Annotated in this window: 14 protein-coding genes; 5 read left to right on the forward strand and 9 right to left on the reverse strand. The window is 66.7% G+C overall.

Features of this window, described 5'->3' with window-relative positions; translation table 11 throughout:
- Nucleotides 1–91 precede the first annotated feature (91 nt).
- A complete protein-coding gene (locus LB518_RS04415; protein WP_224573458.1) occupies nt 92–1,699 on the forward strand; it encodes an alpha/beta hydrolase in 1,608 nt (535 codons plus the stop codon).
- A 13-nt stretch (nt 1,700–1,712) separates the two neighbouring features.
- Here the strand turns inward: LB518_RS04415 and LB518_RS04420 are convergent, their stop codons facing one another.
- Nucleotides 1,713–3,179, reverse strand: a complete 1,467-nt coding sequence (locus LB518_RS04420) for a GntP family permease (protein WP_224573460.1) — start codon at nt 3,177–3,179, stop codon at nt 1,713–1,715.
- Nucleotide 3,180: 1 nt separating this feature from the next.
- On the reverse strand, nt 3,181–4,218 hold the full coding sequence (locus LB518_RS04425; protein ID WP_224573462.1) for a patatin-like phospholipase family protein: 1,038 nt from the start codon (nt 4,216–4,218) through the stop codon (nt 3,181–3,183).
- A gap of 252 nt (nt 4,219–4,470) precedes the next feature.
- Between LB518_RS04425 and LB518_RS04430 the strand changes: the two genes are divergently transcribed.
- The gene (locus LB518_RS04430; protein ID WP_224573464.1) at nt 4,471–5,433 is read left to right on the forward strand and encodes an AraC family transcriptional regulator; all 963 of its coding nucleotides are present in this window, start codon (nt 4,471–4,473) and stop codon (nt 5,431–5,433) included.
- Between the two features lie 11 nt (nt 5,434–5,444).
- Here LB518_RS04430 and LB518_RS04435 read toward each other — a convergent pair whose 3' ends face one another.
- From LB518_RS04435 to LB518_RS04465, 7 genes are read right to left on the reverse strand one after another with little or no spacing between them, the layout of a single operon-like run.
- Nucleotides 5,445–7,055, reverse strand: a complete 1,611-nt coding sequence (locus LB518_RS04435) for a complex I subunit 5 family protein (protein WP_224573466.1) — start codon at nt 7,053–7,055, stop codon at nt 5,445–5,447.
- Nucleotides 7,052–8,566 (reverse strand): complex I subunit 5 family protein, encoded by a 1,515-nt coding sequence (locus LB518_RS04440; protein WP_224573468.1) that lies wholly within the window; start codon nt 8,564–8,566, stop codon nt 7,052–7,054. Before LB518_RS04440 ends, LB518_RS04435 begins: the two co-directional genes overlap by 4 nt.
- Nucleotides 8,563–8,886, reverse strand: a complete 324-nt coding sequence (locus LB518_RS04445) for an NADH-quinone oxidoreductase subunit K (RefSeq protein ID WP_224573470.1) — start codon at nt 8,884–8,886, stop codon at nt 8,563–8,565. The genes LB518_RS04440 and LB518_RS04445 overlap by 4 nt, the downstream gene beginning before the upstream one ends.
- On the reverse strand, nt 8,883–9,821 hold the full coding sequence (locus LB518_RS04450; protein ID WP_224573472.1) for a hydrogenase subunit MbhD domain-containing protein: 939 nt from the start codon (nt 9,819–9,821) through the stop codon (nt 8,883–8,885). Before LB518_RS04450 ends, LB518_RS04445 begins: the two co-directional genes overlap by 4 nt.
- Nucleotides 9,821–10,114 (reverse strand): cation:proton antiporter, encoded by a 294-nt coding sequence (locus LB518_RS04455; protein WP_224573474.1) that lies wholly within the window; start codon nt 10,112–10,114, stop codon nt 9,821–9,823. Before LB518_RS04455 ends, LB518_RS04450 begins: the two co-directional genes overlap by 1 nt.
- Nucleotides 10,111–10,413, reverse strand: a complete 303-nt coding sequence (locus LB518_RS04460; protein ID WP_224573476.1) for an MrpF/PhaF family protein — start codon at nt 10,411–10,413, stop codon at nt 10,111–10,113. Before LB518_RS04460 ends, LB518_RS04455 begins: the two co-directional genes overlap by 4 nt.
- The gene (locus LB518_RS04465) at nt 10,406–10,858 is read right to left on the reverse strand and encodes a Na+/H+ antiporter subunit E (protein WP_286198543.1); all 453 of its coding nucleotides are present in this window, start codon (nt 10,856–10,858) and stop codon (nt 10,406–10,408) included. Before LB518_RS04465 ends, LB518_RS04460 begins: the two co-directional genes overlap by 8 nt.
- Before the next feature lie 420 nt (nt 10,859–11,278).
- On the opposite strand from LB518_RS04465, the gene LB518_RS04470 reads away from it, so the two are divergent.
- From LB518_RS04470 to LB518_RS04480, 3 genes are all read left to right on the forward strand, one after another.
- Nucleotides 11,279–12,400, forward strand: coding sequence for an efflux RND transporter periplasmic adaptor subunit (locus tag LB518_RS04470; RefSeq protein WP_502845778.1), 1,122 nt, complete (start codon nt 11,279–11,281; stop codon nt 12,398–12,400).
- Complete coding sequence (locus tag LB518_RS04475) at nt 12,397–15,489, forward strand: efflux RND transporter permease subunit (RefSeq protein ID WP_224573492.1); 3,093 nt, start codon at nt 12,397–12,399, stop codon at nt 15,487–15,489. Before LB518_RS04470 ends, LB518_RS04475 begins: the two co-directional genes overlap by 4 nt.
- Before the next feature lie 63 nt (nt 15,490–15,552).
- On the forward strand, nt 15,553–16,665 hold the full coding sequence (locus tag LB518_RS04480; protein WP_224573494.1) for an AI-2E family transporter: 1,113 nt from the start codon (nt 15,553–15,555) through the stop codon (nt 16,663–16,665).
- Nucleotides 16,666–16,736: the final 71 nt, after the last annotated feature.

Genomic DNA, 16,736 nt, shown 5'->3' on the forward strand with positions numbered 1-16,736 from the left:
GGCCGCACGATCCGATGGGAACGCCGATGCGCGACGGCGATGCAGGACTCGGCTAGAACCTTGAAAGGTTCAGGACCGCGCGGGGATTTCGATGCATCGCTGGTTTGGCAGGCAGCTGAGGCGCCTGGTGCTTCTCGTCATCGTCGTCGTCGTGTCGCTGCTCGGCGGCCGCATCTATCTGGCCGAGAGCGGCCCGCCGCTCGAGCCATGGCACACCTATGTGCCGAAGGAGATGTCGGACGAGGCGATGGAGCGCGCCAGCTTCGCTGACTATCAAAAGGCCGAGAACGCCATCTTCGCCGACATCCGCCGCCATGTGACGGATAAGCTCGATGCTGCCGAGCGCGTGCCTTTCAACCGCTACTTTGCCGGTAGCCCGGTCAATCCGGAGCGCTTTGCGACAGACTGGAACCGTTCGTTCGAATTGATGCCGCAGGGCACGCCTGTCGGCGCCGCGGTGTTCCTGCATGGACTGACGGATTCGCCCTATAGTCTCCGTCACCTCGCCGAACTCTACCGGGACCGCGGCTTCGTCGCGATCGGCATCCGCTTGCCGGGTCATGGCACGGTGCCGGGCGGCTTGACGGCGGTAGCGTGGCGGGACTGGATGGCGGCCGTGCGGCTTGCAATGCGCGAGGCACGGCTGAAGGCCGGGCCGGACGCGCCGATCCATATCGTCGGCTATTCGAATGGCGGCGCGCTGGCGCTGCTCTATGCGCTCGACGCGCAGGAGGACGAGAGCCTCGCGCGGCCCGCACGCATCGTGTTGATGTCGCCGATGATCGGCGTCACGCGGTTTGCCCGTTTTTCAGGCCTGGCCGGACTACCCGCGCTGCTGCCAGCCTTCGCCAAGACGGCCTGGCTCGATCTCCTGCCCGAGTTCAATCCGTTCAAATACAACTCCTTCCCGGTCAATGCCGCGCGCCAATCCTATGCACTGACCATGGCAGTGCAGGACCGGATCACGCGCCTGGCTCAGGAGGGCAAGCTCGGCGGCCTCGCGCCGGTGCTGACCTTCCAGTCTGTGCTCGATGCCACCGTGAGCGTCCAGGCCGTCGTCAATGCGCTCTATGGCAATTTGCCGGACAATGGCAGCGAACTCGTGCTGTTCGACATCAACCGCCACACCGAACTCAGCCTGTTGTTTCGCACCCGCGCCGAAGAACTTCTGCCGAGCCTCGTGACACCAGCGCCGCGAAACTACCGGCTGACGGTGCTCGGCAACCGCGATCCGACCACCGATGACGTCGTTGCTCGCAGTACGCCGGCCGGATCGACGAACGAGACTGTTCAGCCGCTGGGGCTCACTTATGCCCCCGACGTCTATTCGCTGTCGCATGTCGCCGTGCCATTCCCGCCGGAAGATGGCCTCTATGGCAATCATCCCGATCCTGCCGACGACTTCGGCATCCATCTCGGCACGATTGCCGCCCATGGCGAACGGAGCGCGCTGATCGTCAGCCTCGACTGGCTGCTCCGGATGTCGTGGAACCCGTTCTTTCCCTTCGTGCGCGAGCGCGTGCTGGCTGGCTTGCCCGGCGGCGACGCTGCGGCAAGCATCGTCCCGTCCGCGTCGGCGCCAGCGCCGTCTCCGATCACTGCGCCGCCGCCGGCTCAGCAAGTGCCAGCTCCGCAAGTGCCTGCGCCGAACACGCCGGCCCTCGAAGGATTGGCCGCTCCGGAGCCGGCGACTCCCTGACGGGTTGGTGACGCTAGAAAGAGCCGAACACCGAACCGAGAATGATCACGGCGACCAGCGCCAGGATGGCGCCGACGATCGCCACCATGACGATGTCGCGATAGCTCTGCCTGGGTGTGGCGCCGCAGACCGCCAGCAGCGTCACGACGGCGCCGCTATGCGGCAGACTGTCGAGCGTGCCGGCGCTCATGACCGCAACGCGGTGCAACAGCGCCGGGTCCATGCCGATTTCGGCGGCGAGCTTCATATAGGTGCTGCCGAGGGCATCAAGCGCGATGGTGAGCCCGCCCGAGGCAGAACCGGTGAGCGCCGCGAGTATGTTGGTCGCGACCGCGAGCGAGACCAGCGGCCCGCCGCCGATCGACAGCACCCAGTCGCGGACGAGCGCGAAGGCCGGCAGAGCGGCCACGACGGCGCCGAAGCCGACGAGGCTGGCGACCCCCATGATCGGCAGCACGGCGGCGTTCGCGCCGGCATCCATGGTGTCGCGCAGCTTGGGCAGCCGTTGCCAGTTGAGCGCCACGCTCGCGACGATCGCAACCGCGAGGGCGACAGCCACGGACCAGACGCCACTGACCGAGGCCAGCGAGATGCCGCCCCAGCGCGGCTCGGCCAGGAAGGCGAAGTCGAGCCGCGGCAGGACGAAGAAGGACATCACCAGATTGACGATGATGACGAGCACCAGCGGCAGCGCCGCAATGGCGATCGGTGGATGCGCCGCGCTCTGGAAGCCATGCCTGATCTCGGCGGGGTCGAACTCGCGGGTCGTCGTGGCGCGCTCCCGCAGCGTCGTGTCATCAAGCGCGGCCGGAGCCGACAGGCCACTCCCGTCGCCGAAACCTTCGCCCTTGCGCCGTGCCCCTGCTTCCTGGCGGGCGAGCCACCACAGGCCGAAGCCGAGCATGATCGCCGAAGCAATGATGCCGAGGCCAGGCGCTGCGAACGGCGTCGTGCCGAAGAAGGGCATCGGGATGGCGTTCTGGATCGCCGGCGTGCCCGGCAGGGCCATCATCGTGAAGGTGAATGTGCCGAGCGCGATCGCGGGCGCCATCAGCCGGCGCGGGATATCGGCCGAGCGGAACAGCGCCTCGGCCATCGGCGCGATGACAAAGAGCGCGACGAAGAGGCTGACGCCGCCATAGGTGACGATCGCGCCGGCCAGGACCACCGCGAGAATCGCCCGCTTGGTGCCGAGCTTCTCGGTCATGAACTCGGCAATCGAGGCCACCGCCCCGCTGTCCTCCATCAGCTTGCCGAACAGGGCGCCGAGCAGGAACAGCGGGAAGAACTGGCCGATGAAAGTGGCCGCGCTGCCCATGAAGGTCTGCGTCCAGTGCGCGAGCAGCGGCTCGCCCGACAGCAGCGCCGCGATCAGCGCAGCGACCGGCGCGAGCAAGAGGACACTCCAGCCGCGATAGGCGAGGGCGATGAGGAGGCCGAGGCCGAGCAGGATGCCGAGAAGACCTGTGGCAAGACCCATGTCACACCCCCTCCAGCAGGCGATCGAGATCGAGCGTCGAACGTTGGCCGATATCGTCACCGTTCAGTGCCAGGAATTCGGAGGCGGCCTTGCGGCCCTCGTCGCGCAGCATCGTCAGGAACGGCCATTCGGCGTTGAGCTTCGAGGAAGCGCCGAGCGATGCCATAACATCATTTCGGACCATGTGGATGCGCATCCGCGCCCAGCGCGCGCCCTCGGTATTGCCCGGATCCGCGACCTGGCGCAGCAGCGCGACCATGCGGAGTTCCTTCAGCAACACGCTGTTGAACGACACCTCGTTCAGCCGGTTGAGGATGTCGGCAGCCGAACGCGGCGTGCCCGGCCGTTCGACCGGATTGACCGGAATGAGGATTGTGTCGTCGGATTCGAGGTCGCGCACCAGCGGCGTGATGGTTGGATTGCCGGAATAACCGCCGTCCCAATAGCTCTCGCCATCGATCTCGACCGCCTGGAACAGCGTCGGCAGGCAGGCCGAGGCGAGCAGGACGTCCGCCGTGATCTCGCCGTTGCGGAAGACGCGGCCCCTGCCGGTGCGCACATTCGTCGCCGTGACGAAGAGCTGGATCTCGGAGCTCTTCAGCGCCTCGAAATCGATCGCTTCGTCGAGGATTGTGCGCAGCGGGTTGCGCCCCGTCGGGTTGAGATCATAGGGCGAAAACAGCCGGGACATCATGTCCATCGCCACGAATACCGGCGATGTATCGAGTGTCCATCGTCCCAGCAGGACATCGAGGGGGCCGCGCTGGAACGGGCTGAACTGCGCCGCGTTGGCGACCTGGCGCCAGTAGGCTTCGAGCGCAGCCCTGGCGCCGTCGGCACCGCCTTTCACGAAGCCAGACGCCATCACGGCGGCGTTCATGGCGCCAGCCGATGTCCCGGAGATTCCGTCGATGCGGAAGCGCCGTTCTTCCAGGAGACGGTCCAGCACCCCCCACGTAAAGGCGCCATGCGAGCCACCACCCTGCAGGGCCAGGTCGATCAGAATTGGTGGGTTATTCATCGACACATGGTTGTTCATGGCAATCAAACCCCTGTTGATCAAACCGGCGCATGGCGATCATCACAGCTTGTTGCACTGCGACATGACGCTTTCGCGCATGGCTGCCTGTCGTTTGACGACAGCCTGGCGTAGAATTGGCGGGCAAACGCTTGGGGGAGCGAGACCATGGGATCTGCGGTTCCGCGCGATCGACACGAAGCGATGCAGCCCCAGGCTTCCCTGGCGAGCTTGTGTTCCGCTTCGGTCCCGCTGCGCTTCGATACGGGTCTGTTGGACCGACAAGATCAGTTCACGGCTTGGCGCGACTTCATGGCCGCGACCATCGACGTGACACGCGAAGGTGATCCTGCCGAGGGCTTCGAAGCCGTTCAGACCGTGTGGGATCTCGGCAGCCTGGCGCTGTCGCATGCCGTGCTGCCGGCTGGCGGGCGAATGCGGCACTGGCGCCATTTGAGGCGCGATCCGCTCGATCACTGGTGCATCGTCGTCAGCCGCGGCGCTGCGGCGGACGGTGCCTTTTCTCTATCCATGCGCTCGCTGGCCTTGCCCTTCGAAGGGCAAGGCAACGATCGTGCCGTCATCAGCCTCTATCTGCCGCGCGATCTGATGCGAAGGGAGGCCGCCGCGCTGGACGCGCTCTCAGACCGGATGCCGGATACGCCGCTGGTTGGCATTCTCATCGATCATCTGATCAGTCTTGATCGTCGCCTGCCATCGATCTCGGCGGATGATCTGCCCGGCCTGGTCGAGGCGACACGGCAGCTCATCGCTGCGTGTCTCATCCCGTCGGCTGATCGCGTCGAGGCGGCGCGGGACGTGATGGTGGTGTCGCTCGTCGGCCGCGCCCGGAAGATCGTGCACCAGAATCTTGGCGCCACGAATTTCGGTCCGCAGCAGCTCTGCCGCATGCTCGGCGTGTCGCGGTCGCGGCTCTATCGGCTGTTCGAACCACTCGGCGGGGTTGCCCATTACATTCACCGCCAGCGCCTGCTGGCGGCCCATGCCGCGCTGACTGATCCACTGAACAACGGTCAGATCGTCAAGCTCGCAGAGCAAGTGGGCTTCGGTGATCCATCGGCTTTCAGCCGCGCTTTCAGGCAGGAGTTCGGCTACAGCCCAAGCTATGCGCGCGCTGCAGCTTCGGCGAATGCAATGCTGCCGCTCGTCCGCAGGCCGGCGCCGGCGCGGGGCTGGTCTGGGCTCGCCGATGTCCTCGCCGGTCTCGGCGCGTAAGGGCGAAGTTCCTAACGCGCGGCCAGCATGGCGCCGGCAAAGCCGATTGCGAGAAGAAGCAGCAGCGTGCCAGCCACCGGCCAGGTCGTGATCCACGCCTCCATCCCTGCGATGCGGTCGGCCAGCCGGTAGAACCTCGTGGTGGCGGGCCGCATCAGCACAAGCACGTCGCCCGGCGGCAATTCGGGCCGATGCCTCAGCCGCGACCAGCCCATGAAGGCGGCGCCGCCCAGCAGCATGGGCCAGGCGAGGGCAAAGAGCGATTTCGCTTCCACTGCCTTGCGGAGATTTCCCGCCACGGAAGGAAACAGCAGCCAGGGCAGCAGCAGCGCCGCGGCGGCGGCACCCCACCATGCGGCGCGGATTGCGAAGGGCGCCTCTGCGCTCGTGTCGGAAGCGGCGGTCGCGCGGGCTCGCACGATAAAATGCAGCATCAGCATCGTAGTCGCGGCTGCCGAGAGCGATCCGAGCAGGCCGGCGAGCCCGTCGCCGAGCGCATCCTTGACGGCGAGCTTAGCCAGGGCGCCGCCGGTCAGGGGCAGCCCGGCGATGCCGAGCGCGACAACGACGGCCGGCCACAGGATGGGACGAAGGTGGCGCGGGCCGGTCATCGCGATGGCTGCGAGCGCCAGGAACAGGCCACCCTTCGCGAAGACATGGTGCAGGGCATAGAAGGCGAGTTCGGACGGAGCCGCAGCGCGTCCGCCGGCCAGCGACATTCCGGCAACGGCGGCGATGACGCCCATCTGGCTGATGCTCGAATAAGCGAGGACGGCTTTCGGATTGCGCTGCGTGAGGCCGATGGCGACACCGAAAAAGGCTGAGAAGAAGCCGATGATGGCGAGCGCCTCGCCCCAGCCGGATAGAGCGGTGCCGAAAGGCAGGAAGCGCGCAAGTCCGATGACGCCGGCTTTGACCGCTGCGCCGCTGAGCACCGCGGCCGCAGGGAAGGGGGCCGCGGTGTAGGAGGGCGGCATCCAGACATGCAGCGGCACCAGGCCCATCTTCGTGCCGAAGCCGAGCAGCAGAAAGAGGAGCGCTGCGTCGCGCAGCGGAGAGGCGGCGAGGGCTGCGACGACATCGGGGATCGCGATGCTGCCGGATGGCGTGCCGACCGCAAGCAGCACGAAAGCGGTTAGCAGGAAGGCCTCGCCGATGACGGCAAGGGTGAAATAGACGCGTCCGGCGCGAAGGGCCCGAGCACTGCCATCGCGTGTGACGAGGCCGTAGCCGGCAAGGCTGACCAAGGAGAAGGCCAGATAGAAAGTGACGAGGTTGGACGCCATGAAGACGGCGAGACTGCCGGTCATCGTGAGCAGCCACCACGACTGATAGGGCAGCGTTTCGAGCTTCTCGCCCCAGAAGGCCAACGTGGCGATGCCCGCGGCCATCCAGATCAGCCCGGCGGCACCGAGCAGCATGGCGCCGGGAAAATCGAGCGCAAGGGCTAGCGGACCCGGCAGGGCAAGCGCACCGCCGATCGCGAACAGCGCGGCCGCGAGCGCCGGCAGAGGCGCGAGCCAGAGCAGGCGCGCGACCCTTGGACGCCACGCCGGCCAAAGCGCGGAGAGGACGAACAGCGCCAGCGGAAACAGTGCCGCGATCGGCAACAGCGCATTCATGGCGACACCTGAATGAGGCGGCCGATGGCGAGCAGGGGCCAGGGCGACAGCGGCAGGAAGCCGATGAGGATCGCGATCACCGCGAGCGACAATGCCGCGAGTTCGCGCGTGAGCGCGACTGGATGCAGGCGCTCGGCCGGTGCATCCGGCGTGGAAAAGGCGGGCATGAGGATACGGAACACATAGCCGGCAGCGAGCAACCCTCCAGCCAGGATCACCACCGCCCACCACCAGGCGCCTTCGCCGAGTGACGCGCTGAGCATCAGCCATTTGGCCGAGAAGCCGCCGCTCGGCGGCAGGCCCATCAGCGACAGGCCGGCAAGCGTCATCGTCAACACGGTGATCGGGGCAAGCCGGCCGAGGCCACGGAAGCCATCGATCCGGTCATGGCCGATCGCCTCATAGACAAGACCGGCGGCCATGAACATCGCCGCCTTGGCAAAGGCATGCGCGAGGAGCTGCAGCACGCCGCCGGTCCAGGCGAGCGAGGCGAAGGGCGAAGCCGCCTCGCTGCCAGTCGCGAGCGGGAAGATCAGAAAAAGATAGCCGATCTGCGCGACGGTCGAATAGGCGACCAGCAGCTTCAGCCGCGCCTGGCGGAGCGCCAGCACGCTGCCGACGATGACCGCGCCGGCGCCAAGCAGGCCGAGGCCGTTCGCTCCGATCGTGCCGAGCCCCGGCGGCAGCAGGTCGAACCAGAGCCGCAGGATCAGGAAGAACGAGCCCTTGACGACCAGCGCCGACAAAATGGCGCTTGCGGCCGCGGGTGCCCCGGCATGGGCCGGCGGCAGCCACAGATGCAGCGGGAAGAGGGCGGTTTTCGCGATGAGTCCGGCCGTCATCAACGCGATCGCCAGTAGCAGCGCTCCTTCAGCGCCGCGAATCTCGCTCAGGACCACCAGATCGAGCGTGCCATAGGCGCCATAGATCACCGCGACGCCGAGGAGGTAGAGCACCGAGCCGGCCAGCGCGAAGACGAGGTAGCGCAGCGCTGCCTCCAGCGTGTCGCGGCTGCCGTCGAGACTGACCAGCGGCACGGCCGCGAAGGTCAAGAGCTCCAGCGCGACATAGAGATTGAACAGGTCCTCGCCGGCAAAGATGAGATTGAGGGCGCCGGTGATGGCGAGGAGCATGGTCCAGAAGACCATCGGTCGGCGCCGCTCGGGGCCTTGCGGGTCGAAGCCGAACTGGCCGCGTGCATAGAGCGCCGTCACTGCGACGATCGCGCCGGTCATCGCCATCAGCACGGCGGCGATGCCGTCGACGCGAAGCGCGAGGCCAAGTGGCGGCAGCCAGCCGCCTACGAGATAGACGAGCGGCGCATCGCTCGCCCGGACCGCCTGCAGCGTCGCCAGCGACAGGAAGAGATTGACGGCGAGCGTGGCGATCGCCACCCATTCGATGTCGCGCGCACGCACGAGCCAGAGCGCAAGGATGCCGATGACCGGCACGACGACTGCCAGCACGAGCAGCAGCCCGCCAGGCGTCGTCGCCATCAAGGCCGCGGTCATGAGTGGTCGTCCCCGTCGCTGGCTTCGTCTTTGGCAGCCAGCCGTTCGATCAGCGTGATCGCCAGCGCGGTGGCGCAGAAGGCAACGACGACGCCGGTGATGACGAGGGCCTGCGGCACCGGGTCGCCCGGAAACCCAGCGCCCGCGCCCCGCCGCGCGATGACGCCGAACAGAATGAACACGCCGCCGCCAAGCAGGTTGAAGGCAAGTAGACGCCGGATGAAGACGTCATGCAGCACGATGCCGTAGAGGCCTATCCCGACCAGAACCGCGCCCATCAGGCCGTAGAGCGTCGCGGCGTCCAGCGTTGCAAGGCTCATGGTTCGACCCCCGGCGTGACGTCAGGCGGTCCGGCGACCAACAGGCCGAGTGTTGCAGCGATCGAGAGCGTGAGCGCGACTTCGATCAGCAGGATCAGCGGCTTTGCTAGCGCTTCGGGATAGGCGAGAAACGCCCCGGCCAGCGGGATGCCCGCAAGGCCGATGGCAAGGAAGACGATCGGGCCGGCTGCAAGCAGCAGGCGCAGGCGCCAGCGCCCGATCGACGGCGCTTGGGTGAGGCCGGCCATCATGGCGAGGATCCACATCGCCGCGAGAATGGTCGCGCCCTGGAATTTGCCGCCCGGCGCGTCGGCTCCGACCCAGACAATATAGACCCCGATGACGATGCCGACCGGGATCAGAAGGCGTCCGAACAAGGGAAGCGGGCCGAACGCCGCGGCAGGGACCGCCATTGCGGGTCGGCCGCCCCAGGCCGCGTCCGGCGTCAGCGACCAGACACCGAACAGCGCCAGCAGCACCACCACGGTCTCGAGGAATGTGTCCAGCGCACGATAGGCCATGAGGACACCGGCAATGGGATTGCCGAGGCCGGTGCTGGCAAGATGCGTACGCACCTCGATGGCAAGGCTTGGCGCCGGCGTCATGGGCAACAGGACGACGGCGGCCAGTGCGGCGCTGATCGCCGCGCAGAGCAGTCCGACAAGGATGCGGGCGCCAATCGGCTTCCGCGCGGTCGCGACCGGCTTCAGGCGAATGCTAGCCCTGAGCAGGATGACGCCGGTGACACCGCCGCCGATCGCCGCCTCGGTCAGGGCGACGTCGTAGGCGGCGAGCCGCGCCCAGGCGAGGGTCAGCAGCAGGCCATAGGCGACGAAGCCGACAATCGCCGCGAAATCGTCGCGCGTCCGCACGGTCCAGAGCGCGACGCCGATGACGAGCGCCGCGATCAGCAGATCGAGAGCAAGGCCGAGCATCACTCGCCCCGCTCGGTGGAACGGGCCACGCGCGCGATCAGCTGTGCCACGGTCGCACCAGCAAACTGTACCAGCGCCCAAATCACGACGAGTTTCAGCGCCATGCCGACACTGCTCGAGAGCGGCAGAAGGCCGATCACGATAAGGCCGAGGCCGAGATTGTCGGCCTTGGTCAGTGCATGCAGCCGCGTCAGCCCATCGGGAAAGCGGATCAACCCGACCGTGCCGGCGAGAAAGAAGATGATGCCGGCGCCGATCGCCGCGGTCGAGAACAGGGCGACGAGCGCCGTCATGACGCAGGCGTCCCTGGCGCATGCTCCGCTTTCGCGGCGGCGGTCGCCTTCTGCGCGAGCGTGGTCGCGAGTGCGATCGAGGCGAAGGCCGCGAGCAGCGCCAGCGTCAGCGCGATATCGACGAGCGCGTCAGTGCCGCTTCCAACCGCAAGCAGGACGAGGACGGCGACGCTGCCGGAGCCGAGCAACTGGACCGCCATCATGCGGTCGATGCGCGACGGGCCCCGCAGAACGCGAACAAGCCCGACAGCGGCAATGGCGAGGACAATGACGGCGGCAACGGTCAGCGCATCAGCCATGGGGTCGGCTCCGGGTCACGATGCGCCGAAGCCGTGCCTCGTCCCGTGCCATGTCGACCGCCACGGGTTGGCGGATATCGAGGCAATGCACGACCAGACCGTCCTTGCCGTCCTCACCAACGGGAAGCGTCCCGGGCATCATGCTGGAGATCGTCGTGAACAGGTCGCGCGCGAAGCCGCGGCCGAGAGAAGGGCGAAATGTGACAAGCCCAGTCGCGAGCGGCAGCGCGGGATCAAACGCGCGCCGGGCGACGTCGATGCCGGCAAGGAGGGACTGCTTCAGGAAACGGCCGGTGTAGCGGACCAGCGCTGCGATATCGAGCGGATGGGTGCCCTGGGGCATCAGCCGTAGGTTCGCCACCGTCGCGGCGAGCGCGGCGGCGATGCCCACCACGATATCGGTCGGAGAAATGCCCTTCAGTGCGCACCACAGCAGCAGGAACAACGCGAATCGAAATAGAGACCAGGAAGGCACTGGTCGCGCGTCACGCTTCGATCGGCCCGACCGTTTGGCCATTCGCCTGCCACCCCTTGCGATTCGCGAGCCACAGTCGCCGAGAACGATGATGCCGCAACCGGCGAGCTGAATCTCGCGCGAGGATGGTCAAGTCCGGCTGCGGTGACAAGCGCCTTCCATGGTCACGCGCACGACATGGTGGTTTGGGATTCCTGGCACAGCGATGGGACGGATTGCTCATCACATGGGTCGGCCGAATAGATAGGTTCCGCGCGAATGGCGCGGGACACGCGCCTGCGGCACATTGATCAGGAGATGGCGGCCCGTCGGCACGGGGTGCCATGTCGCCAGTGTCACTTGCGTCGCTGCGACTTGCGTGGCTCTTCTGTCGACGGTTCAAACGCTGGGATGCTCCTCGTGACGATATCGGCAAAAACGGCGAAGGCGGGTTCATCGGTGCTGCGCGCGGCTGCCATCCTGGCCTTGGCCTTGCCGCTGCTGGCAGCCTGCAGCCGCGAGGAAGAGGCCAAGACCCCGGCGCCGCGGCCCGTGCGGACGGTGACTGTCGAGCGCGCGCCGGCAACCGAATCGGTCGTTCTCACCGGTCAGGTCCAGGCGCAGAACGAGGCTTCGATGGCGTTCCGCATTGGCGGGCGCATGATCGAGCGTCCCGTCAATGTCGGCGACAGCGTCAAGGCCGGGCAGATCCTCGCAAAGCTCGATCCGGTCAACGAGCTCAATACGTTGCGCTCAGCCAATGCAGCCCTCTCTGCGGCCGAGGGCCAACTGGTCCAGGCGGAAAACGCCTTCGAGCGGCAGGATCGCCTGCTCGCCAGCGGCTTCACCACGCGGGCCAACTGGGATCAGGCGCAACAGGCGCTCCGCACCGCGCGTTCGCAGGTGGACGACGCCGAGGCACAGCTCGAGCTCGCGCAGGACCGCGTCAGCTTCACGGAGCTGAAGGCGGATGTGGATGGAACGGTGACGGCGCGCGGCGCCGAGCCGGGCGAGGTCGTGCAGGCCGGTCAGATGATCGTCCAGCTCGCGCGTCGTGATGGCCGTGATGCGGTGTTCGACGTGCCGCCGCAGGTGCTGCGCACGGCCCCGCCCGATGCCGAGATCACGGTCCGCCTGACATCCGACCCTGGTGTGACTGCCATTGGCCGGGTGCGCGAAGTGGCGCCTCAGGCCGATGCGCAGACCCGCAACTTCGCGGTTCGAGTCGGCATCAATGAGCCGCCGGCTGCCATGCTGCTCGGCTCCACCGTGACCGGCACGCTCAATATTAGCGGCGCTCCGGTGATCGCGCTTCCGGCGACCGCGCTCACGACCAGTGAGCAGAAGCCCGCGGTCTGGGTGGTCGATCCGGCCGCCTCCACAGTCTCGCTGCGCAATGTCGCGATCGTGCGCCATGATCCAGGCACGGTCATCGTCGCTGACGGCATCGCGCCGGGCGAGGTCGTGGTAACGGCCGGCGTCCAGGCGCTGCATCCGGGCCAGACCGTTCGCCTCGTCGGGGCGACGCCATGAAAGGCGTCAATCTCTCGGCCTGGGCGCTGGGCCATCGGTCGTTCATCATTTATTGGATGATCGCGATCGTCGTTGCCGGCACCGCCGCCTTCGTTCATCTCGGCCGTGCCGAAGATCCGGCGATCACCATCAAGACCATGATCGTTGGCGCAGCCTGGCCGGGCGCGACGCTCGACGACACGCTGCAGCAGGTGACCGAGCGGCTGGAGCGCAAGCTGCAGGAGATTCCCGCGGTCGACGATATCCGCAGCGAGACCAGCGCTGGCCGGACGACGCTCTTCGTCAACCTCAAGGACAAGATCACTTCAGCTGAGGTGCCGGACATCTGGTACGAGGTCCGCAAGGGCATCGGTGATATCCGCGGGTCCCTGCCGCAAGGCGTCGTCGGACCGGTCTTCAACGATGATTTCGGCGACACGTTCGGGACGATCTACGCCTTCACCTCCGATGGCTTCACGCATCGTGAGCTGCGCGATTATGTCGAGGGGGTGCGCTCGAAGCTGCTCTCGATGCCGGACGTCTCCAAGATCGACATCCTCGGCGCGCAGGACGAGCGCATCTATGTCGAATTCTCGGCCGAGCAACTCGCCGGCCTCGGCATCGACCGCAATCAGCTCATCGCGGCTCTGAGGGCGCAGAATGTCGTCAGCCCGGCGGGTGTGCTGGAAACGGGGGACGAACGCATCGCCGTCCGCGTGACCGGTGCGTTCGAATCCGAAAAAGACCTGCTCGACATCAATTTCGTGGCCAATGGCCGCCTCATCCGTCTGCGCGACATCGCTGAGGTTCATCGCGGCTTTGCCGATCCGCCGCAGCCGATGTTCCGCGTCAACGGCAAGCCGGCGATCGGCCTGGCGATCTCGATGAAGGATGGCGGCGATATCCTCGCGCTCGGTGGCAATATCCGCACGGCGATGAACGAGATCACGGCCGAGCTGCCGCTCGGCATCGAGCCGACGCTCGTCGCGGACCAGGCCGAGGTCGTCGACGACGCGATCGGCGAGTTCACGGCCTCCCTCTGGCAGGCGATTGCCATCATCGCGGTGGTCAGCTTCGTCAGCCTCGGCATCCGGGCCGGAACCGTTGTCGCGCTCGCGATCCCGCTGTCGCTCGCGATGGTCTTCGCGGTGATGGACATTGCCGGCATCGACCTGCAGCGCATTTCGCTCGGCGCGCTGATCATCGCGCTCAGCCTGCTGGTCGACGACGCCATGACGACGGTCGATTCGATCTCCTCGCGGCTTGCCAATGGCGAGAGCAAGGAAGCGGCCGCCGCCAACACCTTCAAGACGCTGGCGCTCGCCATGCTGACCGGGACGCTGGTCACCGCCGCCGGATTCGTGCCGATCGGCTTCGCCCAGAGTTCCGCCGGCGAATACACGTTCTCGATCTTCGCGGTGGTCGGCATCGCGCTGGTCGTCTCGTGGATCGGCGCGGTCACCTTCTCGCCGCTGATCGCCGTGCTCCTCCTGAAGAAGCCGGAACCGAAGACGGTCGACGCTCCTCCCGGCTTAGTTGCGCGGACGTTCCGCACGATCCTGTTGACGGCGATGCGCATGCGCTGGTTGACGATCGGCGTCGCCGTGGCCTTCTTCGTATTGGCGCTGCTGACCCTTCCCCATGTGCCGCGCCAGTTCTTCCCGGCTTCGGATCGCGCCGAACTGCTGGTCGATCTTCGCCTGCCGCAGAACGCCTCGATCGAGGCGAGCGCCGATGCCTCGGCTAAGCTAGATGCCATCCTCGGTGCCGATCCGGATGTCGCGCGCTGGAGCACCTATGTCGGCCGCGGTGCGGTCCGCTTCTATCTGCCGCTCAACGTCGAACTCGCCAATCCGTTCTTCTCGCAGGCTGTGGTGATCGCGAAGGACGTCTCCGCCCGCCTTCGTCTGCAGGAAAAGCTCGAAAAGGTCCTCGCCGAGGACTTCCCCGGCGCAGTGACGCGCGTCTCGCCGCTTGAGCTCGGCCCGCCGGTCGGTTGGCCCGTCCAGTATCGCGTCAGTGGGCCGGATATCGAAAAGGTACGCCAGATCGCGCAGCAGCTCGCCAGCGTGCTGTCGTCCAATCCGGATGCGCTGCGCGTCAACTACGACTGGATGGAGCCGGCGCGGATGGTCCGCGTTCAGATCGACCAGAACGAGGCGCGGCTGCTCGGCCTCTCCTCGCAGGCGCTGGCCTCGGCCCTGAACGCCGTCGTCTCCGGCTCGACGGTCACGCAGGTTCGCGACGATATCTACCTGATCGACGTGGTCGCGCGGGCGACGAGCGCGGAGCGTCTGTCGCTCGCCAATCTTCGTACGTTGCAAGTCCCGCTCGCCAATGGGCGCAGCGTGCCCCTGTCGCAGGTGGCGACATTCGATTTCGGACAGGAGTATCCGCAGATCTGGCGGCGCGACCGCGTCCCGACACTGACCGTGCAGGCCGACGTCAAGCCGGGCAGCTCGCCAGAGGCAGTGGTCGACGCCGTGACATCGGGCATCGACAAACTGTCGGCCACGCTGCCCGCCGGCTATCACATCGCGGTCGGCGGCACGGTGGAGGAGAGCGCCTCGTCGCAGGCTTCCGTCATGGTCGTCGTGCCGTTCATGCTGTTCCTGATGATCAGCTTCCTGATGGCGCAGCTGCAGAGTTTCAGCCGCCTGCTGCTCGTCATGAGCGTCGTGCCGCTCGGCCTGATCGGCGTCGTCGGCGCGCTGTTCATCTTCAACAGGCCGCTCGGCTTCGTGGCGATCCTCGGCATCCTCTCGCTGATGGGGCTCATCGCCAAGAACGCCGTCATCCTGATCGAGCAGATAGAGGCGGAGCGGCGAACGGGCCAGCCGGTCTGGGATGCCGTGGTCAACGCCACGGTCTCCCGCTTCCGGCCGATCATGCTGACCGCCATCTCGACGATCCTCGGCATGATCCCGATTGCGCCGACCATCTTCTGGGGGCCGATGGCTTTTGCGATCATGGGTGGCCTGTCCGTGGCGACGGTCCTGACGCTGGTCTTCCTGCCGACGCTCTACGTCACCTTCTTCAATGTGAAGGAAGGCGAGGCAGCGCCGACCCCGCCCGCCGCTGCAACGCCCGGCGCTCCGGTTGCCGCCTGAAGCCAATGTGCGGGGTGGCTCGGGGCGGGCGCCTCGCGCGCCAGCTGAAGCCGAGGACCTGACATGACAGACCTGCCGCCGCCGCTTCCCGTTTCTGGCGACGCGACCCTGCGTGAGCCCGCGCGCTGGCGCAGCGGGCTTTCGACTGCGCTGATCGTTCTCGTTGTCCTGCTCGGTCTCGCCCTCGTCTGGTTCACGGCGTCGAGCCTCCTGGTCATCTTCGCCGGCATCTTGTTTGCGGCTTTTCTCGATGCCTGCGCGCGCTCGTTGCGGCCGGTCTTCCCGGTGAGCCACACGCTGCGCCTCGCCACGGTCATTGCCGTTCTGACGCTGATCGTCGGCTTCGGCGCGGTGCGTGGCGCGGCGCAACTGCCCGAGCAGGTGCGCAGCCTGATCACGATCATCGATAGCCAGATCGACGTGCTGCAGGAGAGGCTTCTCGCCTTCGGCATCGATTCGCTCGGCCCTGAAGGCGGCCGCAACTTCCAGGGCCTGCTGCCCGATATGGGCCAGCTGTTCGGCCATGCGCAGGTCGCGGTCGGGACGGCGACGAGCGTCCTGATGACGACGATCCTCATCATCTTCATCGGCCTCTCCTTTTCGTTCGATCCGGGTGTCTATCGCGACAGCATCGTTCGCTGCGTCCCGATCGGCCGCCGTGCCCGCGTACGCGCCGTGTTCGACGAGATGGGCGTTGCGCTGCGGGCCTGGCTGGTCGGTCAGGCGGTGCGCATGTTGCTGATGGGCGTCGTCGTCTGGGGATCTCTCTATTGGCTGGGCGTGCCGGGCGCCTTCGTCCTGGGTGTTCAGGCCGGTATCCTCAATTTCATCCCCTATCTCGGACCGATCGTCGCCGCCGTGCCGATCGCGCTGGTGGCGATGCCGCTCGGCATCGGCCCGCTCGTCTGGGCGGTCGGCATCTACACGCTGATCCAGACGATCGAGGGCTATGTCATTGGCCCGCTGATCCAGAAGCGAACCGCCGATGTCCCGACCGCCTGGACGCTGGTCGGCATCGTCATCGCCGGCACGCTGTTCGGGACGCTCGGCGTCGCGCTCGCCATGCCGCTGATGGCGATCGGCCGCATCGCGCTGATCCGCTTCTATGTCGAGGATTGGCTCGGTGACCGCGCCGGCGCCAAGCCGCTTGGCGGCGATGCCATGCGGCCGACATGACGACAAAGCATCCTGATCACCGGATAGTCATTTCAAAGATCGAACAGTCATGCAGGTCCAACCGGCTCCGA

Origin of the sequence: Mesorhizobium sp. BR1-1-16 (genome assembly GCF_020165495.1) — a bacterium.
Classification (GTDB): Bacteria; Pseudomonadota; Alphaproteobacteria; order Rhizobiales; family Kaistiaceae; genus Kaistia.